A 21,175-nucleotide genomic window follows, 5' to 3' on the forward strand; every position below is an offset into this window, starting at 1 on the left:
TGCCGCGGGGGGCGGTGAGACGGGCGAAGGCGGCCATGGTGGTGGCGAGTCGTATGTCCCCTCAGCGAATCAGGTTGGCCGACGATGATATCAATTGTCCTCGGGCTGGGTGAGGATCGGCGGGTCCGTGCCGGGCGAGCGTGTGGGCTGCTGGGTGTTGTCGCCCGGCAGCTCGGGTCGCCCGGCGTCCGGCGAAGACACGCCGGGGCTGCCGCCACCCATCCACGGGACACCTTCCGTGCGGTCACGGCCGGTCGGCTGGCCGGGCCGATCGAGCCAATCGCCCTCGGTGACCGGCTCGGGGCCGAGCATGGGCTCAGGGGTCTCGTCGCCAATTTCCGGACGCAACTGGTCGACGGTCTCTTCGTACTCGGCGATGAGCTGCGCCAGCGGGCCCGTGTTCACTTCCACCGGAGCGGCGATGTGGCCGCGGTTGGCGAAGCGGTAGATAGTTTCCACGACCTGGCTGTAGGTCAGGTCCAGGCCCTTCTCGTCCGTACCGGGCTCGGGTGAGTGTGCGAGCAGATAGGCCAGCGACGCCACGTTGGGCCAGACCTCGTATTGCTTGCCCTCGATCGTGCCCGGCCGTTGGTAGTAGACGTTCAGGGCGGCTTCTTCGTCATCCGACCGGACCATCAGCCGACTGTCCCACATCTGCGCGAACATGGGTGTGCGGAAGCCGAGCTGGTCGTCGAAAATCACCAGCCGGGGGAAGTGCTCCTGCGTGATGTAGATCATCGGCTTTTCGGCCGGCACGCGATCGATGACGAACTTCAGCCCGTTGGCATTGCGGATCGGCATACGGTCGATGATGGGGTCGTTGATTGCTGCCAGCGATTCGTACGCCGCGATCCGCACCGCCGTATCGTCATCATCAAGCAGTGCCTTGAGCGCCCGCGATCCGCTGGTGCTGCGAGGCAGGTAAACCAATGCCTCGGCCACACGCTGCCGTGCCTGCGGCTCGTCGCTGCTCCTGGCCAGCGATGCCAGCACAAGCCCGGCTCGCTCATCCTGCAACCAGGCGCCCGCCTCCAACGCGGCGAGGCTCAACACCGGGTCCTCATCTTCATAATAATTTCGCAGCACGGGCAGGATCGTCCGCCCCAGCGAACGCCACGCCAACACAACACGTTCCTGTCGATCGGAGTCTTCGCGTAGCCGACGTGCCAGCCGCTCGGCCTGCTCAGTTTCGAAGTTGGGGCCGCGCTGGATGTACAGATGAGCGACCAGCTCCATCAACACATCCGGCCGGGTGGCGTAATCCCGCGGCACGTTTATGTGGATGACCATCGCCGTCTGCGGCACGGCCGTCTGCTGCCGCGAGCCGGGGCCGGCGGGGAATCGCTCGTTGATCCGGTCCGCGATCGCCCGGCTGCGGTTCCAGCTGGATTGGTTCAACACCAGCTCGATCTGCTGCGGCAGCGTCACTTTGCCGCCGGCGACCACCATGGCCTGGCGGAGAAACCGGCGTTGGTCGTCCTCGTCGCTTTCCTCGTCGAACGGGTTGATGTAGATCGGCCCGTTGGCTTCGGCGCGGGTTCGGCTGAAACCCACTGCCGGGTTCGTGCCGTCGAGACTCAGGTCGGTGGTCCACAGCGTGCCGCCGGCGAGACTGGTGGTCTGCGTCTGCGGCAGGGCGGAAACGAGCACGTCGAAACGCGCACCGCGCACCGCCCCGGCGGGGATGAAGCCCTGCACGGCAACAATGGCGGTGCTCGGGTCGGCCAGCAGTTGCTCGGGGCTCATGCGGGCGAAGGGCTGGAAGGCTTCGGGCATCTCGCGTCGGATGCGCGTCGAGCCAACGCCCATCTGCCGCAGGCGATTGAGCATCCGCTGGCGGAGGAAGGCGGGCACTTCCTGCGAGCCCGTGCCGTCGAGCCCGACGACCAGGCCGAAGCCGGAGACGAGCATGGGCTCGTAGTTTCGCAAATTGGCCATCGACCCCACGCTGCCACGGAGGTATTCCGGGCCGGTGTAGGTGGCGGTGGGCGGTGGGTTGTCAGGTCGGCTGACGGTACGCGGCTCGCAGCCGACGATGCCGAGCGTCAGCCCGGCCAGCGCGAGGCACAGCCCCACCAGGCTGGCGATCGACGGGCGGTGGCGATGGCGGGCGAGCAGGCGGTGTGCGTGTGCGGGCCTGTTCAGTGTATGAGCCATGCGGAATCCATGGATCGAGCAGGGGAGGGTGGGGGAAGGTCCGATATAGCCCGCCATTGTCGGCCGAGGGCGCGTCGAGGTCAAGTGCCCGCGGTGAGACCGCAGCAGGGGCTATTTCCACCCCCGATCAGTCCGCGAGCGTCAGCGGACGCGGATTCGGCAGCAGGCCCAGCGGGTTGGCCATCTCGGCCAGGCGGCGGACGGCGGCCAGCTCGCGCTCGCTCACGCTGTAACGCAGGATGTTCGCCAGATAATCGTAGGCCAGGTCGCTCGGCCACCCCCGGCCAGGCGCGTGCCGCCGGGCGATGGCGTCGATGTCCCGGGCATTGATCTGCCGCTGCCGATCGAGGTGGGCGGGCAACTCGCCCAGATCCGTGCCTTTGCGAGCCATCCACACAGCAAAGAGAAAAGGCAGGTCGGTCAACTCATGCCACGCCTCGCCGAGGTCAAGCTGGTAGGGGTATTCGATGGCGCGCGGTGAGTCGGTGACAACCTTGTCGCCGATCAGCAGCATCGCCTCGGGCGACTCGGCCAGCCGATGCCCCGCCACATGCTCGCGAGCGTGGTAGTCGATCAGCGTCGGCCGACGCCCGTGTATCGCGTGTAAGAGCACTTGCAGCAGCACGACGCTTGTGTGGCTGTCCGTGTCCGCGTGCACCACGTCGACCTGATCAATGGGCGTCTTGCTGAAAAGTCGAACCGTCAGTGTACGCCCTTCGCTGGCAATCCCGCCGACGGGCACGATCACCAACGGCTCTGCCGACCGGAAATAGTCCACCACCGGGCACAGCGCCAGGTCCACCTGTCCTGTCTCCAGATCGTGCAACAACCCGGCGGGCACATCAAACCGCACCTGCAACGTCGGGTCGCCGTCCAAACCCTCGATCAACGGCCGGGCGTTGAGATAGCTCACACACCCCAGTCGATGCACAACCGTCGAACCGTGGGAGGGTTTCTCGTTTCTGGTTTCTCGTTCCTCGTTGTTCATGATGTCACCGCAGCGTCAAAACCAGAAACCAGCGAACTAGGAACCGGCAGCGGCCGCCTCGGCATCATCGGCCCCCATTCCCACAATTGGTATTTTCGCCGCGTCTGCCGCCGCGATCACCGCTGGCTTGTCCGCCAGGATCACCTTCCCCGCCGACACCACGATGCATCGCCCGCCAGCCCGCTTGACGTTTTCAATCGTCTGCACGCCCAGCGTCGGCACGTCAAAGCGCAGGTCCTTCGTCGGCAGCGCACCCTTGGCCAGCACCCATCCGCCCGATCGACACAACTTGCCCGCGCGCTCAATCATCTCGTCCGTGCCTTCGAACGCTTCCACCGCGATCACGTCGCGCTCCTTCACCGCCAGCGACTGGCCGATGTCCAGCTCGTTCAGCCGCATCAAGATCGGCCAGGCGAAGCGGAGGTCCGCCCACTGCCCGCTCGTCGGTTGGCAACGCGTCAATACGCCTTCGCCTGCCATGTGCTCCGCGATGTATCGTGTCGTGTCGATCAGTTCGATCCCATTTCGGCCCAGCTCGTCTGCCAGCACGCCAAGTATCTTCTGGTCGCGCTTGTCGTGTCGCAGCACACGGTACCACAACCATGCTGCCCGCCAATCGGGAACCTGCCGCCACAGCCGCATCGGCTCGTACATGTGCGCCTTGCGGACGTAGCCGACCATGACCGCCTGTTTCACCCCCCATCGTCGCAACAGGCGAATCCACTTGCCCAGCCGGACGAGCCCGGCCTCGCTGAACGCGTCGCAATACGTTGGCAGGTCATCGTCAAACTGATCCGCCAGCCCGACGCACATCACCCGCCGACCGGCCGCGCGTATCCCCTCCGCCTCCAGCACGGGCAGTCGGCCGCCCCCTGCAATCAGACCAATCGGTTCCGCTTCGTTCGCCATGCGCCAATCATACCTTCCCGCTCCAACATAAGGGACCGTCGCCACAAGCCGAGGGGTGAGTGCAACGAAGCCCCGGATCACCGCCACCGACCATCGAACACCAGCAATCCTCCATTCCTATTTCACCATGCCCCGCGCTGTCCTATACTGCAACCGCCAGGGTTCTTCTGGTCACTCTTTAATCCGAGGAGGCGTTTCGCCATGCCCACCTACTCCACCCAAGCCATCCGCAATATCGCATTCGTCGGCCAGCACGGCAGCGGCAAGACCACGCTCGTCGAGGCCCTGCTCCACAAGGCCGGCGTCATCGGTGCCATGGGCTCAATCGAAAACCGCGACACCACCGCCGACTATATGGAAGAGGAAAAAGAGCACGGCCACAGCCTCGCCGATGCCATCGTTCACTGCGACTACAAAGACACTCACATCAATCTCATCGACACCCCCGGCGCCGCCGACTTCCTTGGCCAGACCATCACCGCCCTCGCCGCCATCGAAACCGCCGCCCTGGTTATCGACGCCTCGGCCGGCATCGACGCCGTCTCCCGGCGGATCATGCAGGAAGCCAAAGACCTCAACCTCTGCCGTATGATCATCGTCAACAAGATCGACAGCAACAGCGCCGACTTCGCCGCCATGCTCCAACGTCTGCAGGACGCCTTCGGCACCGAATGCCTGCCCGTCAACCTTCCCGCAGACGGCGGCAAGCGCGTCGTTGACTGCTTCTTCAATCCCGACGGCCAAAGCGACCTCGGCTCCGTAGCAGACGCCCATTCCGCGCTCATCGACCAGGTCGTCGAAGTCGACGAGGAACTCATGGCCCTCTACCTCGAACAGGGCGAAGAACTCCAGCCCGAACAGCTTCACGAGCCATTCGAGAAAGCCCTCCGCGAAGGCCACCTCGTCCCCGTCTGCTTCACCGCCGCCCGTCCGCACGATACGCCCGACAAGCCCGTAGGCATCAGTGAACTGCTCGACATCTTCGTCAAGCTTGCCCCCAACCCCACCGAGGGCAACCCCCGCCCGTTCGTGCGCGGCGACGACAACTCGAATCAGATCCATCCGCGGCCCGATGCCGACGCTCACGTGCTCGCCCATGTGTTTAACGTCCGCGTCGACCCGTTCGTCGGCAAGCTCTCGATGTTCCGCGTCCATCAGGGCACGATCACACGCGATACGCAGCTTTACATCGGCGACCCGCGCAACGGCGACAGCAAACGCCCGTTCAAGGTCGGCCACCTGTTCAAGCTTCAGGGCAAAGACCACGTCGAGGTCGAGCGAGCCGTGCCCGGCGATATCGTCGCTGTGGCGAAGGTGGAGGAAGTGCACCGCGACGCCGTGCTGCACGATCATCACGATGAAGACCGCATCCACCTCGCCCCCATGCCCCTGCCTGAGCCGATGCAGGGCCTCGCCATCACCCCCAAACGTCGCGGCGACGAACAGAAAATCGCCGATGCGCTTAGCAAACTCGTCGAGGAAGACCCCAGCTTCCGCGTCACCCGCGACCCCGCCACGAAGGAAACGGTCATCCAGGGTCTCGGCGACCTGCACCTGCGCGTCGTGCTCGAAAAGCTCAAGACCCGCTACAACGTCGAGGTCGACACCAAACCGCCCAAGATCGCCTACCGCGAAACCATCACCGCCAAAGCGGAGGGCCATCACCGCCACAAGAAGCAGACCGGCGGTGCGGGGCAGTTCGGCGAAGTGTTCCTCCGCGTCGAACCACTCGATCGTGGCGCGGGTTTTGAGTACTCCAACGACGTGTTCGGCGGAGCCATCCCCAACTCGTTCATCCCCGCCATCGAGAAGGGCGTCCGCCAGGCGATGGAAGAGGGCGCACTCGGCGGCTACCCGGTTCAGGACGTCAAAGTTAGCGTCTACGACGGCAAGCATCACCCCGTCGACTCGAAGGAGGTGGCTTTTGTTACCGCAGGCAAACGCGCCTTCATTGACGCGTTTAACAAGGCCAAACCCGTCCTGCTCGAACCGATGGTGAACCTGGAAGTTACCGTCCCGCAGAACGCGATGGGCGATATCACCGGCGACCTCTCCGGCCGACGCGGGCGCATCGTCGGCACAGACATCGAAGGCGATCAAGCCATGATCAAAGCCCTCGTCCCGATGGCCGAGATCACCACCTACCAGAGCCAGCTAAAGAGCATCACCGGCGGCCAGGGCAGCTACACCATGCAGTTCAGCCACTACGACCCCGTGCCCGGCAACGTGCAGCAGCAGATCGTCGCCCAGTACCAGCCGCGCGAGGAGGAGGACTGACGTCCCTGGGCGTTGCGGCGAGCACGTTGCCTGCAAGACTGCTGTGATCTGCCTAGAATCTCGCCCGATGGATCAGCCCCCGCCGCAAGCCGATGCAACGCCCTCACCGCCGCCGTCGCGTGATACGCCGCCGCGCCTGCGTGCAGGGCGGTCGTGGTCTGCGATCATCGTCTTCGCCGTTGTCGCGATGGCGATTCTCGTCGGCGATCTTGCGCTGAAGTATGTCTCGTTCCGCACCGTGGCCGGCGTGCCCGTGCAGCTTGATCCGGCTCACCCCGGTGCGGGCATCCCGCTGCACGATCCGGTCGAGGTCGTGCCTTACATCCTCAGCCTCCGCCTCACCGCCAACACCGGCGCGGTGTTCGGCTCGATGGCAGGCTGGCGATGGGTGTTCGTTGTCATCACCTTCATCGCCGTCGCTGTCATCTTCCGCGTGTTCTGGCGCAGCCGGGCTGACGCGTGGGTGTTTCACCTGGGTCTGGCGCTGATCCTCGGCGGTGCGCTGGGCAACCTCTACGATCGCCTGCGCTACTCGGCCGTGCGCGACATGCTCTGGCTGTTTCCTGAAACGCGCCTCTGGCCTTGGTTGTTCAACCTCGCCGACGCGGCGCTGATGGTCGGCGTCGGCCTGGTCATCCTCATGATGTGGCTGAACGAGATGCGTCCACGAAACGCCGAAGCAACTCCGCATTGAGCGCCGGGTGTTCCGGCCCGGCCCGCTCCGGATGCCACTGCACGCCCACGTAAAACGGCCGACCAAGGTCCGCGATCGCCTCGATCGTGCCGTCACGCGTCTGCGCAATGACCGACAACGAACCCGCCGCCGCCACCGCCTGCCGATGGCTCGACACGACATAGTTCACCCCATCGCCCCGGCCGGCCACGCACGCCCGTAGCGGATTCTGAGCCTCGCGCGCAAGACTCACTTCGTGCAGGTGATTGTCCTGATGCGCCTTCGCGTTCTCCGGCGAGAGCGTGTCCGGCAGGTACTGGTTCAACCGTCCACCCGCGTGCAACGCCATCAACTGCATCCCCAGGCAAACGCCCAGCACCGCCCGGTCCCGCCGACTGGCCGCCGCGTCGAGCATCGCCAGTTCAAACGCCTGCCTTGTCGGGTCGATCACGCGGGCCCGCGGGTCCGTCGTTTCGCCGAACGGCTCCATGGCCGGGTCGTCTCCGCCGGTCAGCAGCAACCCGTCGCAGGAAACGACGTATTCCCGTGCCATTGCCGGGTCGTGTGGCAGCAGCAACGGCAGCCCGCCGGCCCGCGTCACCGCCTTGCTGTAGGCGATCGCCGAGCAGTACTGCCCGCTGGCAGCGCTGCGCTGGATATTGTCCACCGTGATGCCGATTCTGGGTCGAGCCATCGCGGCATTGTAGGGTTCCTCGCCTGAACCAGAAACGAGATTCCAGCAACCTCCTCACACCTCTCCACACCTCGCCATCTGGCACACCGTCCCCATCCCCACTACAATTCCATCCTTACTCATGGTTCACCCGACCATACGCTGAACAGACGCTATGCCTTACGATCTGAAACCTATTGACGTGGACGTCGAAACGACGCCTTACCTCAAGCCGGAGCAGCAGCGCGGCGACCGCTGGACGCTCAACTTCGGCCCGCAGCACCCGTCGACCCACACCACGCTTCGGCTGGTGATGGAACTCGACGGCGAACGCGTCGCGCGCGTCGTGCCGCACATCGGCTACCTCCACTCCGGCTTCGAGAAACTCGGCGAGTCGCTCGACTACAACCAGTACGTCACCATCGTCAGCCGAATGGACTACATCTCCCCGATCGCCAACGACATCGCGTGGCACGGGGCGGTGGAGAAGCTCTTTGGCATCGACCTCACTCCGCGATGCAAGGTGGTTCGTACGATCCTCGCCGAGCTCGGCCGAATACAGAACCACCTGCTGTGCATCGGCGCCGCCGCCATCGACCTCGGCGCGATCACCAGTTTCCTCTACGGCTTCAACCAGCGCGAATTTATCTACGACATCATGGACTACGTGTCCGGCCAGCGCTTCCACCCCGACTACACCCGCGTTGGCGGCACGATGATGGATCTGCCCGACGAGGAAACGTTCAAGACGATGGTCAAGAACTTCCTCTACGAACAGCTACAACCCGCGGTTGACGATATTGCCGGCCTGCTGACCAAGAATCGCATCTTCCGCGACCGTACCGAAGACATCGGCACGATCACCCGCGAGGACGCCATCGCCTGGTCGCTCACCGGCCCGCTCGCCCGCGCCGCCGGCGTGAAACGCGACCTCCGCAAAGATGAGCCTTACCTCTGCTACGCCGACAACTGGGACGGCCAGGGGGCTGAAGCCGTCAAGTTCAAAGTACCCATCGCCACCACCGGCGACGTCTATGCCCGCTACCTCATCCGTCTCGAAGAGGTCAAGCAGTCGATCAGCATCATCGAACAGCTCATCGACAACATCCCCGGTGGCCCGATGAACGTCGACAGCGAAGGCAAGATGGTCAAGCCCACCAAGGACCAGGTCTACGGCTCGATCGAAGGGCTCATCCAGCACTTCGAACTGATCATGACCAATCGCGGCTGGGAAGCCCCCGTCGCCGAGGTCTACAGCGCACAGGAATCCGCCAATGGTGAGCTGGGCTACCACATCGTCTCCGACGGCGGCCCGCGAGCCTGGCGTGTCCACACCCGTCCGCCGAGCTTCATCCACTTCGGCGTCTTTTCACAGATGATGGAAGGCCATCTTCTCGCCGACGCCGTGGCGATTCTGGGCAGCCTGAACATCATCGCCGCCGAACTCGACCGTTAACACCTTCCAAGGCAGTGCACCTTAAAGTGCACTGCCTGCATGCGTTTTTTGATCCCCTTAGAGCGACCCGACAATGGCTTGGATTACCAAAAACTCAGCCGAAACGCAGATCGAGCGGCGCACGGAGCCCTGGCTCGACGATGAACTCAAGGCGATGCTTGAAAAGGAAGTGCTCCCGCGCTTCCCCGACAAGCGGGCCGCGTCGCTGCCGACGATGCACGCCATTCAGGACAAGCACGGCTACTTGCCTTACCAGGCGATCGAAGAGGCCGCAGCCTTCCTTGAGATCAAGGCGGCCGACCTGCTCGACACCGCCACGTTTTACGAAGAGTACTGGCTCAAGCCGCATGGCAAGTACGTCATCTGGGTATGTCAGAGCCTGAGTTGCGAGATCATGGGCGAGCCTTCGCTGACCGACCGCCTCAAGCGGAAGCTCGGCATTGACGTCGGCGAAACCACCGACGACGGGAAGTTCACCTTGATGAAGGTCGAATGCCTCGGCTCATGCGGCACCGCACCGTGCGCCCTGGTCAATCACAAACTGCACGAAAACATCACCCCGCACAACTTCGAGCAGGTGCTCGACTCGCTGGAGTAAGCGCAACCTAAAGCCCAGGCATGGCCATGCCTGGGCTTTGCAGCCAAGACTTATGACCTGGTTCACCCGCCTATGTCGACAGACTGGCCTGACGATCCACCACATCGTCAAACCTGTCAAAGACGACAATCGCAAGCGTGAGCTAAACCGCAAGGTTGAAGAAAAGAAGGTCAACGACAGCGTCACACTACGACGCACGACCATCGACGAGATTGAAATCCGCCAAGACGGCGAAAAAACCCGATAACCGTTCAGCGGCCGACCCGCAGGGTCGCCCCCGGATGACAAACCCGGAACGACGATATGCCCCTTAAAGAACCCGTCCTCACCAAGCGAATCCCCACGCCCCCGTTCGGCGACATGGCCGACCGCAAGCTCATCACGTATGACGAATACGTGAAGACCGGCGGCTACACGTCGCTGGAAAAAGCCGTCGGCATGGAGCCGAGCGAAGTCGTCGACATCGTCAAGGCCGCCGAACTGCGCGGCCGAGGCGGCGCGGGTTTCCCGGCCGGCATGAAGTGGTCGTTCCTCCCGCCGCTGGACGACGGCCAGCGCTTCCTCGCTATCAACGCTGACGAGTCCGAGCCCGCGACATTCAAAGACCGCTTGCTGATCGACTTCGATCCGCACATGACCATCGAAGGCATCGCGATCTGCATGTACGCATGCCAGCTCGACACGGCCTACTTCTACATCCGCGGTGAGTACCACCACCAGCGCGAAGTCTTCGAAAACGCCATCAAGGAAGCCTACGCCAACAACATCTTCGGCCCCAACTCGCGCATGGGCAAGGTCAACGGCCGAGCCCCCAACCTCTACCTCCACCGCGGGGCCGGTGCCTACATCTGCGGTGAAGAGACCGGCTTGCTCGAATCGCTGGAAGGCAAGCGCGGTTGGCCGCGCATCAAGCCGCCGTTCCCCGCCGTCGCCGGCGCGTTCGGTCGGCCGACGATCATCAACAACGTCGAAACCCTCGCGCTCGTGACGCCGATCATCGAACACGGCGCCGACTGGTTTAAGAGCATGGGCAAGGGGCGTCCCGAAGGCGCTCCGCCCCAAGTGCCCGCCAGCTTCGGCCCCAAGCTCTACGGCGTGTCGGGCCATGTCGAACGCCCCGGTGTCTATGAGGATCACCTCGGCATCAAGATGTCCGACCTTATCGAGGGCGTCTGCGGCGGCATGCGCGGCGGCAAGAAGTTCAAGGCCGCCATCCCCGGCGGCATCTCCATGGGCATCCTGTCGACCGACCAGTACGAAGCCGAGCTCGACTTCGACATCGGCAAGAAATACGCCTGCCTCGGCCTCGGCACGGCCGGCGTCATCGTCATGGACGAAGACACGGACATGGTCGCCGTCGCCCGCAACGTCGCCCGCTTCTTCGCCCACGAATCCTGCGGCCAGTGCACGCCTTGTCGCGAAGGCACGGGCTGGATGTACCAGATCCTCAAGCGCATCGAAGCCGGCGACGGCACGACCAAGGACCTGGACATGCTGCTGGAGTTGTCCGGATCGATGGGCTCGATGCCCGGCACGACCATCTGCGGTCTGGCCGACGGCGCGAACTGGGCGGTGCGCACCATCGTCAACAAGTTCTGGGACGAGTTCGAGGCCCGCGTGCGTAAAGAGAAGTACGTCAGCCTCGCGGTGATCGGGCAGTAAGGCAGCGTTCCTTCGGGGCGGCCGCTAAACGTTATGACGGTGAATCACACATTGCCTGCGGCCGTGGAGGCGATAGAACACGGCATCGACGTCGGCGTGCATATCGGTGCGCAGCTTTACGTCTCGCAGCGCGGCGAAATCATCGCCGACCTCGCGGTCGGTGAGGCCCGCGCAGGCGTGCCCATGACCCCCGAACATCTCGTGCTCTGGATGAGCTCCACGAAGCCCATCACCGCGATCGCCATCGCTCAGCAGATCGAACGCGGCAAGCTCGATCTCGACGCTCGCGTGGCCCGCTATATGCCCGACTTCGGCCAGCATGGCAAGGACCGCATCACCCTCCGCCATCTGCTCACGCACACCGCCGGCTTCCGACCGCCACGCTTCGACTTCCCTCAGGACGACTGGCAAACCATCATTGCCAAAATCTGCGCGACTCCCATCGAGCGAGATTGGGAACCCGGCGAAAAGGCCGGCTACCACACGCACACCAGCTGGTTCATCCTCGCTGAGCTTGTCCAGCAAGTCACCGGCGAACGATATTCCGACTACGTCCGCTCGCACATCTTCGAACCCATCGGCATGAACGATTCGCACATCGGCATGCCTGTCGAGCAGTATGACAACTACGGCGACCGCATTGCCATCATGATGAATACCGCCAAAGGCGAGCGCAAGCCCTTTATCGAACCTGCCGTGCACAAGGCGTGGGCCACCCAAGCCCGGCCCGGCGGCAACGGCTACGGCCCGACACGCGAACTCGCCCGTTTCTATGAAATGCTCCTCGCAGGCGGCGAATACAACGGCCAGCGTATCGTCAGTCACGACACGGTCCGCCTCTTCACCGCTCGCCATCGCGTGAGCCTCTACGACCACACCTTCCGCCACACCATGGACTGGGGCCTCGGCTTCATGGTCGACTCTAAACGCTATGGCCGCGATACCGTGCCCTACGGCTTCGGGGATCATGCCTCCCAACGCGCCTTCGGCCACAGCGGCAGTCAGTCATCCACCGCCTTCGTCGACCCTGCCCACAGCCTCGTCGTCGCCCTGGTCTGCAACGGCATGCCCGGCGAAGCAAAGCACCAACGCCGCATGCGCGACATCCTCGCCGCTGCCTACGAAGACCTGAATCTGGCATGAGCGGGTTTCGCGGCCGTCCCGCAGGGACGCTCTCAAGATGACCCCTGTGTCGCGTCGATGTACCATGGCAATCATGCGCAACCTTGCTGACGAAATACGGGTCGCCGAGCTGACCACCGCGCTCGCGGATCGCTTGAAGCAGCGCATCGCTGACGACCCGGATGCGCCCTGGGCCCTGGTGGGCATTCGCAGTCGCGGCGACGACCTTGCCCGGCGGCTGGCTGAGCGTTTGAACCTTGAGCAAGTCGGCACGCTGGACATCACGCTCTACCGCGACGATCTTTCGGAGGTCGGCCCGCAGCCGGTGGTGCGAACGACCGAAGTGCCCTTCGATATCGACGGGGTGAATATCATCCTCGTCGATGATGTGCTGATGACCGGCCGATCGGTTCGCGCTGCGTTGCAGTCGCTGATGGACCTCGGTCGGCCGCGCCGCGTCTGGCTGACTGTGCTGGTCGACCGTGGCGGGCGCGAGCTGCCCATCGCCGCCGACGAAGCCGGGCTGACGATTGACTCGCTCGGCCCGCGCGATCGGGTGAAGGTGCAGCTCAAGCCGACCGACGAAGCCGACGCGATCAACATCGTCGGCGACCGTGCCATCGACGAGGAGGGCCCGCGTTGAACCAGTCCGACGCCTACCCCTGGACGCATCGCCACCTGCTCGGCCTCGAAGCGCTCCCGCCCGAGGACATCCGCCACCTGCTCGCCACCGCCCGCGGCTTCGAGCAGGTCTCCACCCGCAGCGTCAAGAAAGTGCCCGCCCTGCGCGGCAAGGTTGTCGTCAATCTCTTCTTCGAAGACTCCACCCGCACGCGCGCCAGTTTCCACCTTGCCGCCAGCCGACTCAGCGCCGACGTGCTCGACTTCTCCGGCAAGGGATCAAGCACGAGCAAGGGCGAAACCCTCCGCGACACCGGCCGAACCATCGAAGCCATGGGCGTCGACGCCATCGTCGTCCGCCATCACCTCTCCGGCGCCGCCGCCCAGCTTGCCCGATCCGTCGACTGTTCTGTCATCAACGGCGGCGATGGCCAGCACGAACACCCCACGCAAGGCCTGCTCGATGCATACACCATCGCCAAACGATTCGACCGCCTCGACACGTTCGACCTCACTGGCCTGACGGTCGCCATCGTCGGCGACATCGCCCACTCTCGCGTCGCCCGCTCTAACGTGCATTGCCTGACCAAACTCGGTGCGGAAGTGATACTCGTCGGCCCGCCCACGCTGCTGCCGACGAGCTTCCGCGAAATGGGCTGCGAAATCAGCCACAGCCTCGACGACGTGCTGCCGCGGATCAACGTCGTCAACATGCTGCGCGTTCAGTTCGAACGCTTGAAGAGCCCGGCCTTCCCATCGGTGCGCGAATATGCCGCCACCTTCGGCCTGTCGCAGCGCCGCCTCGCCAAAGCCCGCGACGACATTCTCGTTATGCACCCGGGCCCGATGAATCGCGGTTTGGAGATCGAGTCCGCCGTCGCCGACGGCCCCAACTCCGCGATCCTGCAACAGGTCACCCACGGCCTCGCTGTGCGGATGGCGGTGCTGTTCCTTGTTACCGCTGTTTGAGAATTGCTGATTTCTGATTTCTAATTGCTGATTTGAAGATGCCTGTCGAGCGTCATCGCCCGGAGCTTTCCCAAATCCGATATTCGAAATCCCAAGTCCGAAATCCATCACCACCCTGCACACCCCGTTCCAATTTCGTATAACGGTCCAATGACCGATCAACCCACGAACGCACCTACCCCGACCGGCATGCTCCTTATCATCTCCGGGCCCTCTGGCGTTGGTAAGACTACGATCACCCGAGCCGTCGAACGCCAGCTCGACACCGTCTTCAGCGTCTCCAACACCACCCGCCCCAAGACCGCCGACGATGTGGATGGCGTTGACTACCATTTTGTGACCCGCGAGGAATTCGAACGCGAACGCGAGGCCGGCGAGCTGCTCGAATGGGCCGAGGTGTTCGGCAACTGCTACGGCACGCCGCGTAAGCCGGTGGAAGAAAACCTTGCCAAGGGGCGGGTCGTGCTGCTGGAGATTGATGTGCAGGGGGCCATTCAGGTGAAAGACAACCTGCCCGAAGCGTTTGCGATGTTCGTGCTGCCGCCGAGCGAGGAGGTACTGCTGAATCGGCTGCGTAGCCGAAAGCGGGAGGATGAATCGGCCATCCAGCGCCGCTTCGCCAAGGCCCGCCACGAAATTCGCACGGCCCGCGAGAGCGGTGCGTACGACACTTTCCTCGTAAACGATGATCTGGAAAAAGCCGTCGCCGAGGCGGTGCGGACCATTCGCGATGAGCTGGCCCGCCGGGCATCTTCCTGATTTCGTGATACCCTGTAGACATCATGAAACCCGCCATTTTCCTCGATCGCGACAACACGATCATCCACAATGATGGCGACCTCGGCGACCCGGATCAGGTCCGCCTCATCCAGGGCGCAAGCTCGGCCATCGCCTCGCTCTGCGGGCTCGGGTACCGCATCGTCGTCATCACCAACCAGGGCGGCGTTGCCCGCGGCAAATATGGCGAAGACGACGTCGCACGCGTGCACGACCGCCTGCATGACATGATCGTCCACGCCGCCAACGGGGCACGCATCGATGCGTTTTACTATTGCCCTTACCACCCCGAGGGCACGGTCCGCCGATATACGCAGGAACATCCCTGGCGAAAGCCGCAGCCCGGCATGCTCTTCCAGGCGGCGGAGGATCACAGCATCGACCTGTCGCGAAGTTGGACGATTGGCGATCAACTTCGCGATGTTGAAGCGGGCAAAGCCGCAGGCACGCGTACGATTCTGCTCAACGCCGACGGACGCGCACCTGGCGAAGACGTGCCTGACGCGCAGCAGCCCGACTTCGTCGTGCGCAATCTTGTCGAGGCGGTGCGGATTGTGGCGCAGAAGCGTCATCAGTCGGAGCTATCACAGGACACGGCCCGCCGGTCGGCGGAAGCGCCCGGCCGCGACAAATGGAACGCCGCAGCAGTGGCCCGCCTTCAGCAATCAAGCAAGCCCATCGCTCCGGAGAAGGCGGATGCTCCCAGCGACTCGGCCAACGACCACGCGGGCAAGGCGGAGGCCGACCCGCCCGCGCCGCCTGAGGACAAGGCCCGGCCGGTGCTTTTTGAAGACAAGCCGAAGGTTGCCACACCGCCAAGTCCGGCGCCTGCCGGTGATACGCAAGTGAAGCCGACCGCGCCCAAACCGGCCGGCCCCAGACGCGCTGCGCCGGAACCCGTCGAGCCGAAGCCCCCATCGCCGCCGCCCGCGCCAGCCCCGTCGCCGCCCACGTCGACTTCGCCTGCGACGGCGAAGCGTCACGTTGTTGAAGATGATGAACCCGCCAGTCTCGGTACGTCGAAGGTGCCCGCCGAGACGACCCTTCGGCAAATCCTTCACGAACTCCGCCACCAGCGCGGCGAGGGCCAAACCTTCTCCTACCCCATCGTGCTGGCGATCATCCTGCAGATGGTTGCTGGCGTATGTCTGCTCGGCGGACTGTGGATGGGTGCGGGCGACAACGACCTGTTCCAGCGCTGGATTGCAGCGGCCCTCATCTTCCAGGGCGCGACCATCGCCACGCTACTGTTTCCGCGATGATGCAAGAGCATCATGGCAGCCGGGCACGCTCGCAATACTGCATCGCTTTGATCCGGTCGCCTCGCGGAACACTCGGCAACGGTAAGGCATGGCTTGGAGGGAAATGAAAAGAGCCCGCGCAGGTCCATACCGTGCGCGGGCTAGCGTGGGTGGTTTGATTGTGAAAGGCTATGCCGCGCGTCGAGTCGTGCGTACGCTGTTGGCGGCGAATGTGCGGGCAGTCAGGTAGTCGCGCAAGCGGCGCTGGTCGATCATGCTGGTGAAGCGGTCGAACTGCATGCCCATCCGCACGGGCCCTTCGGTCGCGTCCGGTTCGTGAAGGCGCACCACTCGGCCGACGGCGCGGAACATGACCTGGCTCTGGCCTGGCAGCATTGCGCGGAACTCGATCTCAGTGCCAGGCTCGACGAGCTCGTCGAGCTCGAATCGCATTCCGCCCATGCTGATGTCGTATATGTGTCCGGTCCAGCGGTAGCGATCATCTCCCACGAGGCGTGCACGCATGAGTGTGTACATGGCGGGCACCTTCAGCCGCGGGTGAAGTCGCTGCTCGGCCATGCGAGGTGTACCGGCGGGGGGCAAAGTGATTGTTGCAGTCGTCATCATGCACTCCTTGTCGGGCCTCGCGATCCCTCTGATCCGCATGGCCAACACGGCAAACATCGACTCGATTGCCCAGTCGGTTTAGATGGAAGAGACGTAAAAATTCACCCAGTTCACATGGTCGGCTTATGCGGCATGACCGATAACGTCTGGAACCTCGTTGTCAGTCTCGTCAACACGCGTAACATTGCTGCTTGTGGGGCAACGTCACGCGAAAAAAACCGCAAACACAGGTTTCGCCTGAATCACACCGGCCCGAGGGTGATTTCGCTGCGAGTGATGGTGACGTGCATGGCTTGGGTGAGATCGAAGTGTCGCGTACCGCCCGTGCGGTCACGGATGGCGCGGACGATCGGGCTGAGCGTGCGTTTGCCCAGGCGGTCGCGTGGTACGCCGAGCTCGTTGAGCAGTCGGCGAAGCAGTGCGACAAGGACGACGCGCGGCATTAGCCTTGCTTCACCGCGGTCGAGCGTTGCCGAGATGCTGTTGCGATCGACACGCTCGTGGTGTCGGCTCACCTCGGCCTCGATCAGCCGATGCACGTCGCGTGCATGGTCAGCCAGCGACACCGCCATGGTCGATGCATTGCCGCGCATTTCTCGCAGCACGGGAAGCACATCCTGCCGTAGCCGGGCGCGCCATCGCGAGGTGTCCGCATTCGTGTGATCTTCCCGCCATGGTTGGCCGAGCTGCTTGAGAAAGTCGAGCGTGTTCTCGCGTGTGGCGGCCAGCATCGGACGGATCAGGGCGCAGCTTCGAGTTGGCGATGATGCTGGCGATTCAGCTAAATCATGAGTTGAACCTCGCAACTCGAAACGAACATTTCTTCGCCAGGCGATGCCGCGTAAGCCGACGACGCCTGCGCCGCGAAGCAGCCGCATAAGCAGCGTTTCGAGTTGATCGTCGCTATGGTGGGCGGTGGCGATGAGGTCGGTTTCAAACGCCTCGGCCATGGTGAGCAGGGCGGTGTACCGCTCGCGGCGGGCGCGGGCTTCGAGGTTTGTGGGTATCGCAGGTTGATTGGCGCCGAAGTTGGCAGAGCTTAGTTGCAGATCCGCGCGGAAGTAGGGCAGGTCGAGTGTGCCTGCAAGCGACTCAACGAAGACGGCATCTTCCTCGCTGGCCGGGTCGCGGAGGTGATGCTGGACGTGGCCCACGCCGAGTTGGAGGCCAAACCCGCGACGTTCGCTGAGCAGGGCGAGGGCGCGCAGGAGCGCGACGGAATCCGCCCCGCCGCTGACCGCGACGAGCACGCGGGCTGGCGGTCGAACGCGGCATCGCCGCCGCAGTGCACGGGCCACTGCCTGTACGAGTGGGTGGCCGATGAGGTTGGGGGGGTCGGCAGGCATTCGGGCGATCATATTCCGTCCCGCCCCCCGGTGCAGGAAGCGTTGGCGGCGGTTTATGGTTTTTCGTTTGTGGTTTCCGGTTGGCAGGGCAAACCCTGCCCTACAGTCAGATGCGATCGTCCTGCGGTTCATGCCATGCTCGCCAATGCGGTAAACTGGCGGCGCATGGGCGACTTCGCACATAACACGGCCGACCGGCACGCTGTCGCACTTATGCGGCGGGGGGGTGGTCGATGTTGATGACGATTTTGGCAGACAGCGCCCGACTGCTGGAGATCCTGCTGCCTGCGGCAGGGGTGACGCTGATCCTCGCGGGCGTGGTCATGTGGGGCCGAAAGCGTCGCCAGCAGGCGAAGCAGAGCAACCTCAGCCCGCGCGAGCAACTGCACCGCATGAAGGAAGAGCGAGCGGTCCGAGGCGACCTCGAGCAGATCATGGTCGAAATCGAGCAGCTCGCCAAGCGGATGGGCGCGCAGCTGGACGCGAAATCGATGCGGCTGGAGCGATTGCTCCGCGAGGCCGATGCGAAGATCGCCGAGTTGGAACGGCAGCCGGTCGGGCAGCCCGCACCGGGTGAGGCCGAGCCCGCCCCGCCGCCGGCGTCGCCCGGCGTGGTTGATGATGAGCCAACGGAGTCACCGGCGCAGGCACCGTTTGGCACGGTAAATGATGACCGCGAACTGACCGACTCTGTCTATCGTCTGTCCGACGCGGGGCTGACGCCGTTGGAGATCGCCCGCCAACTCAATGAGCACCAGGGCAAGATCGAACTCGTGCTGGCGTTGCGGCAATCGTAGGCGGGGTTGCGTCGGCGACTCGAAACTCGCGACGGAAAACGGTACAGTGACCCGCTCGATCGATTTCAAGCGGAGATGAACCGATGTTGCAAGGCGCTTTTACTGCGATGGTCACCCCTTTTCGCGACGGTGGGCTCGACGAGAGTCAACTGGCGAAGAATGTGGCGTTCCAGATCGAGCAGGGCATCGACGGCCTCGTGCCTGTTGGCACGACCGGCGAGTCGCCTACGCTCAGTCACGACGAACACCGCCGCGTGGTGGAAAGGACGGTTGAGGCCGCAGCCGGCAAGGTCAAGGTTGTGGCCGGCACGGGTTCGAACGCGACACAGGAAGCGCTTGAGCTGACCCGCCATGCGAAGCAGGCCGGCGTTGATGCGGCGCTGATGGTCAACCCGTACTACAACAAGCCGTCGCAGGAAGGGCTTTACCGTCATTTCATGACGGTTGCCGACCAGGTCGATCTGCCCATCGTGCTGTACAACATTCCCGGCCGAACGGCGATCCAACTTACCGCCGAAACGGTCGCCCGCCTCGCACGCCACGACAACATCGTTGCAATCAAGGAAGCGACCGGCTCGATGGATATGGCCTCGGAAATCGCCATGCGCTGCGAAGGTCAGCAGATGACCATTCTCTCCGGCGACGATTCGCTCACGCTGCCGCTGATGAGCATCGGCGCCAAGGGCGTCATCAGCGTCGTGAGCAACATCCTCCCGGCCAAGGTCAAGGCCATGGTCGACGCGGCCCTGAAGGGCAACTTCGTCGAAGCACGGCAGCAGCACGCGAAGCTGTTCCCCCTGTTCCGCGGCATGCTGTCGCTGGACGTCAACCCCGTGCCGATCAAGACCGCCATGCGATTGCTCAGCCAGGACACGGGCGAACTCCGCCTGCCGCTTTGCGAGATGAGCGACGACGCGTCCGCTGCACTGGAAAAAGTGCTCCGAGAGGCAGCGTTGCTGTAGTCGTCTGGTCGTGAAGTTTGTTGGAATCGAAAGTTATTGGCAGAAAAGTGTTCCGTCATGACAACTTCGCCGTGCATGAAGGCGAGCTTGTCCGCGCGGTGATAGTGATGTGGCCGAGCGCGAGATGATCATGGCTGCCCTCAGCGAAAACATCATCATGCGAGATTGTCGAGCATGTCATGTGCCTCGGCCACGGCGTGGTTCGCCAGCTTGCCGTCGCGCATGTTCAGTGCATCGGCGAACGGTTGTTCGGCGCGGAGCAACTTGTCGACGCCGTGCTTCGCCAGCCGCAAGATGTAAGGCTGTGTGGCGTGGCATAGCGCTTGCGTGCTCGTTCGTCCGACCGCGCCGGGCATGTTGGTGACGCAATAGTGCACGACGCCGTCGATGACATAGGTTGGCTCGCGATGCGTCGTCGGCCGAGTGGTTTCGACGCACCCGCCTTGGTCGACGCCGACGTCGACAATCACGGCTCCGTTTTTCATCTGCTTGAGCAGGTCACGGCGAATGAGCATCGGGGCGCGAGCGCCGGGGATGAGCACCGCGCCGATAACCAGGTCGGCCTGCACCGCGTGCTCGGCAATGGTGTGCGGGTCGGAGTAGGCCGTATACACGTTGGCCGGCATGACCTCGCTGAGATAGCGCAGTCGGTCGAGGTTGACGTCCATGATGGTGACATGAGCGCCAAGGCCGGCCGCGGCGCGCGCCGCGTTCGTGCCCACCACGCCGCCGCCGAGCACGACCACGTTGCCCGGCTCGACGCCCGGCACGCCGCCGAGCAGGATGCCGCGCCCCATCTGCGGCTTCTCCAGATATTTCGCGCCCTCCTGCACCGCCATGCGACCCGCCACCTCGCTCATCGGCGTCAGCAGCGGCAGTCGACCCTGCGCATCGGTGAGCGTTTCATAGGCCAACGCCGTGATGCCCGCTTCCAGGCATGCCTCGGTCAACGTCTTGCTCGCTGCGAAATGGAAGTACGTAAACACCACCTGCCCGCGGCGGAGCATGTTCGGCTCATCGCCGACCGGCTCTTTGACCTTCACGATCAACTCGCCTCGTTCGAGCACCTCGCCTGCTTCGTCGACAAGGCGAGCGCCAGCCGCTTCGTACGCATCGTCTTCATACCCGCTGCCCACGCCCGCGCCGCGCTGCACGAGCACTTCATGCCCCTGCTGAACGAGCAGTTCCACTCCGACGGGCAACATCGACACCCGATACTCGTCCGGCTTCGTCTCTTTCGGAATGCCGATGATCATGTTGCGCCCTCAAGCGGGGCCGAAGCATTGTGCAGCTTCGGGTGAGTTACTGGCCATCGCGCTG

General features: G+C 63.8%; 20 protein-coding genes. 13 read left to right on the top strand and 7 right to left on the bottom strand.

Annotated elements, in window-relative coordinates; translation table 11 throughout:
- Positions 1-90 precede the first annotated feature (90 nt).
- The 3 genes from ACERK3_03230 to ACERK3_03240 all read right to left on the bottom strand — a co-directional run bounded on the left by ACERK3_03230 (position 91) and on the right by ACERK3_03240 (position 4,054).
- Positions 91-2,157 (bottom strand): flagellar basal body P-ring protein FlgI, encoded by a 2,067-nt coding sequence (locus ACERK3_03230; protein ID MFA9477303.1) that lies wholly within the window; start codon positions 2,155-2,157, stop codon positions 91-93.
- Between the two features lie 127 nt (positions 2,158-2,284).
- Positions 2,285-3,070: a menaquinone biosynthetic enzyme MqnA/MqnD family protein gene (locus ACERK3_03235; protein MFA9477304.1), complete on the bottom strand. Its 786-nt coding sequence runs from the start codon at positions 3,068-3,070 to the stop codon at positions 2,285-2,287.
- Between the two features lie 111 nt (positions 3,071-3,181).
- On the bottom strand, positions 3,182-4,054 hold the full coding sequence (locus tag ACERK3_03240) for an LpxI family protein (GenBank protein ID MFA9477305.1): 873 nt from the start codon (positions 4,052-4,054) through the stop codon (positions 3,182-3,184).
- A gap of 201 nt (positions 4,055-4,255) precedes the next feature.
- On the opposite strand from ACERK3_03240, the gene fusA reads away from it, so the two are divergent.
- Complete coding sequence (gene fusA / locus ACERK3_03245; protein ID MFA9477306.1) at positions 4,256-6,331, top strand: elongation factor G; 2,076 nt, start codon at positions 4,256-4,258, stop codon at positions 6,329-6,331.
- A 67-nt stretch (positions 6,332-6,398) separates the two neighbouring features.
- Positions 6,399-7,025 (top strand): signal peptidase II, encoded by a 627-nt coding sequence (locus tag ACERK3_03250; GenBank protein ID MFA9477307.1) that lies wholly within the window; start codon positions 6,399-6,401, stop codon positions 7,023-7,025.
- On the opposite strand, the gene ACERK3_03255 is transcribed toward ACERK3_03250, so the two are convergent.
- A complete protein-coding gene (locus tag ACERK3_03255) occupies positions 6,970-7,698 on the bottom strand; it encodes a gamma-glutamyl-gamma-aminobutyrate hydrolase family protein (GenBank protein ID MFA9477308.1) in 729 nt (242 codons plus the stop codon). The two genes, ACERK3_03250 and ACERK3_03255, sit on opposite strands and share 56 nt — an antisense overlap.
- Positions 7,699-7,852: 154 nt before the next feature.
- Between ACERK3_03255 and ACERK3_03260 the strand changes: the two genes are divergently transcribed.
- The 9 genes from ACERK3_03260 (at position 7,853) to ACERK3_03300 (ending at position 16,144) form a co-directional block, all read left to right on the top strand.
- Positions 7,853-9,133, top strand: a complete 1,281-nt coding sequence (locus tag ACERK3_03260) for an NADH-quinone oxidoreductase subunit D (protein ID MFA9477309.1) — start codon at positions 7,853-7,855, stop codon at positions 9,131-9,133.
- Positions 9,134-9,206: 73 nt separating this feature from the next.
- Complete coding sequence (gene nuoE / locus ACERK3_03265) at positions 9,207-9,731, top strand: NADH-quinone oxidoreductase subunit NuoE (protein MFA9477310.1); 525 nt, start codon at positions 9,207-9,209, stop codon at positions 9,729-9,731.
- A 52-nt stretch (positions 9,732-9,783) separates the two neighbouring features.
- Positions 9,784-9,978 carry a hypothetical protein gene (locus tag ACERK3_03270; GenBank protein MFA9477311.1) on the top strand — a complete coding sequence of 65 codons (195 nt, stop codon included), beginning with the start codon at positions 9,784-9,786 and terminating at the stop codon, positions 9,976-9,978.
- 56 nt (positions 9,979-10,034) lie between these two features.
- Positions 10,035-11,393: an NADH-quinone oxidoreductase subunit NuoF gene (gene nuoF, locus ACERK3_03275; protein ID MFA9477312.1), complete on the top strand. Its 1,359-nt coding sequence runs from the start codon at positions 10,035-10,037 to the stop codon at positions 11,391-11,393.
- A gap of 33 nt (positions 11,394-11,426) precedes the next feature.
- Positions 11,427-12,536 carry a serine hydrolase domain-containing protein gene (locus ACERK3_03280; GenBank protein ID MFA9477313.1) on the top strand — a complete coding sequence of 370 codons (1,110 nt, stop codon included), beginning with the start codon at positions 11,427-11,429 and terminating at the stop codon, positions 12,534-12,536.
- Between the two features lie 64 nt (positions 12,537-12,600).
- Positions 12,601-13,158, top strand: coding sequence for a bifunctional pyr operon transcriptional regulator/uracil phosphoribosyltransferase PyrR (gene pyrR / locus ACERK3_03285; protein ID MFA9477314.1), 558 nt, complete (start codon positions 12,601-12,603; stop codon positions 13,156-13,158).
- Entirely contained in the window at positions 13,155-14,105 is a 951-nt protein-coding gene (locus tag ACERK3_03290) for an aspartate carbamoyltransferase catalytic subunit (GenBank protein MFA9477315.1), read from the top strand. Before pyrR ends, ACERK3_03290 begins: the two co-directional genes overlap by 4 nt.
- Before the next feature lie 150 nt (positions 14,106-14,255).
- Complete coding sequence (gene gmk / locus ACERK3_03295; GenBank protein MFA9477316.1) at positions 14,256-14,864, top strand: guanylate kinase; 609 nt, start codon at positions 14,256-14,258, stop codon at positions 14,862-14,864.
- Between the two features lie 23 nt (positions 14,865-14,887).
- Positions 14,888-16,144 carry an HAD-IIIA family hydrolase gene (locus tag ACERK3_03300; protein MFA9477317.1) on the top strand — a complete coding sequence of 419 codons (1,257 nt, stop codon included), beginning with the start codon at positions 14,888-14,890 and terminating at the stop codon, positions 16,142-16,144.
- A gap of 168 nt (positions 16,145-16,312) precedes the next feature.
- On the opposite strand, the gene ACERK3_03305 is transcribed toward ACERK3_03300, so the two are convergent.
- Complete coding sequence (locus ACERK3_03305; GenBank protein MFA9477318.1) at positions 16,313-16,747, bottom strand: PilZ domain-containing protein; 435 nt, start codon at positions 16,745-16,747, stop codon at positions 16,313-16,315.
- A 245-nt stretch (positions 16,748-16,992) separates the two neighbouring features.
- Complete coding sequence (tilS, locus tag ACERK3_03310) at positions 16,993-18,096, bottom strand: tRNA lysidine(34) synthetase TilS (protein MFA9477319.1); 1,104 nt, start codon at positions 18,094-18,096, stop codon at positions 16,993-16,995.
- 233 nt (positions 18,097-18,329) lie between these two features.
- Between tilS and ACERK3_03315 the strand changes: the two genes are divergently transcribed.
- Both ACERK3_03315 and dapA read left to right on the top strand, forming a co-directional pair.
- On the top strand, positions 18,330-18,893 hold the full coding sequence (locus ACERK3_03315) for a hypothetical protein (protein ID MFA9477320.1): 564 nt from the start codon (positions 18,330-18,332) through the stop codon (positions 18,891-18,893).
- An 83-nt stretch (positions 18,894-18,976) separates the two neighbouring features.
- Entirely contained in the window at positions 18,977-19,855 is an 879-nt protein-coding gene (gene dapA, locus ACERK3_03320; GenBank protein ID MFA9477321.1) for a 4-hydroxy-tetrahydrodipicolinate synthase, read from the top strand.
- Between the two features lie 155 nt (positions 19,856-20,010).
- Here dapA and ald read toward each other — a convergent pair whose 3' ends face one another.
- Positions 20,011-21,111, bottom strand: coding sequence for an alanine dehydrogenase (gene ald / locus ACERK3_03325; protein MFA9477322.1), 1,101 nt, complete (start codon positions 21,109-21,111; stop codon positions 20,011-20,013).
- Positions 21,112-21,175: the final 64 nt, after the last annotated feature.

It is taken from the genome of Phycisphaerales bacterium AB-hyl4 (genome assembly GCA_041821185.1).
Classification (GTDB): Bacteria; Planctomycetota; Phycisphaerae; order Phycisphaerales; family Phycisphaeraceae; genus Natronomicrosphaera; species Natronomicrosphaera hydrolytica.

Excerpts from the sequence above, each read along its gene's own strand:
- ACERK3_03230 (MFA9477303.1), bottom strand. The coding sequence starts at position 2,157 with ATGGCTCATACACTGAACAGGCCCGCACACGCACACCGCCTGCTCGCC.
- ACERK3_03240 (MFA9477305.1), bottom strand. The coding sequence starts at position 4,054 with ATGGCGAACGAAGCGGAACCGATTGGTCTGATTGCAGGGGGCGGCCGA.
- fusA (MFA9477306.1), top strand. The coding sequence starts at position 4,256 with ATGCCCACCTACTCCACCCAAGCCATCCGCAATATCGCATTCGTCGGC.
- ACERK3_03250 (MFA9477307.1), top strand. The coding sequence starts at position 6,399 with ATGGATCAGCCCCCGCCGCAAGCCGATGCAACGCCCTCACCGCCGCCG.
- ACERK3_03255 (MFA9477308.1), bottom strand. The coding sequence starts at position 7,698 with ATGGCTCGACCCAGAATCGGCATCACGGTGGACAATATCCAGCGCAGC.
- ACERK3_03260 (MFA9477309.1), top strand. The coding sequence starts at position 7,853 with ATGCCTTACGATCTGAAACCTATTGACGTGGACGTCGAAACGACGCCT.
- nuoE (MFA9477310.1), top strand. The coding sequence starts at position 9,207 with ATGGCTTGGATTACCAAAAACTCAGCCGAAACGCAGATCGAGCGGCGC.
- ACERK3_03270 (MFA9477311.1), top strand. The coding sequence starts at position 9,784 with ATGACCTGGTTCACCCGCCTATGTCGACAGACTGGCCTGACGATCCAC.
- nuoF (MFA9477312.1), top strand. The coding sequence starts at position 10,035 with ATGCCCCTTAAAGAACCCGTCCTCACCAAGCGAATCCCCACGCCCCCG.
- ACERK3_03280 (MFA9477313.1), top strand. The coding sequence starts at position 11,427 with ATGACGGTGAATCACACATTGCCTGCGGCCGTGGAGGCGATAGAACAC.
- pyrR (MFA9477314.1), top strand. The coding sequence starts at position 12,601 with ATGGCAATCATGCGCAACCTTGCTGACGAAATACGGGTCGCCGAGCTG.
- gmk (MFA9477316.1), top strand. The coding sequence starts at position 14,256 with ATGACCGATCAACCCACGAACGCACCTACCCCGACCGGCATGCTCCTT.
- ACERK3_03300 (MFA9477317.1), top strand. The coding sequence starts at position 14,888 with ATGAAACCCGCCATTTTCCTCGATCGCGACAACACGATCATCCACAAT.
- ACERK3_03305 (MFA9477318.1), bottom strand. The coding sequence starts at position 16,747 with ATGACGACTGCAACAATCACTTTGCCCCCCGCCGGTACACCTCGCATG.
- tilS (MFA9477319.1), bottom strand. The coding sequence starts at position 18,096 with ATGCCTGCCGACCCCCCCAACCTCATCGGCCACCCACTCGTACAGGCA.
- ACERK3_03315 (MFA9477320.1), top strand. The coding sequence starts at position 18,330 with ATGTTGATGACGATTTTGGCAGACAGCGCCCGACTGCTGGAGATCCTG.
- dapA (MFA9477321.1), top strand. The coding sequence starts at position 18,977 with ATGTTGCAAGGCGCTTTTACTGCGATGGTCACCCCTTTTCGCGACGGT.
- ald (MFA9477322.1), bottom strand. The coding sequence starts at position 21,111 with ATGATCATCGGCATTCCGAAAGAGACGAAGCCGGACGAGTATCGGGTG.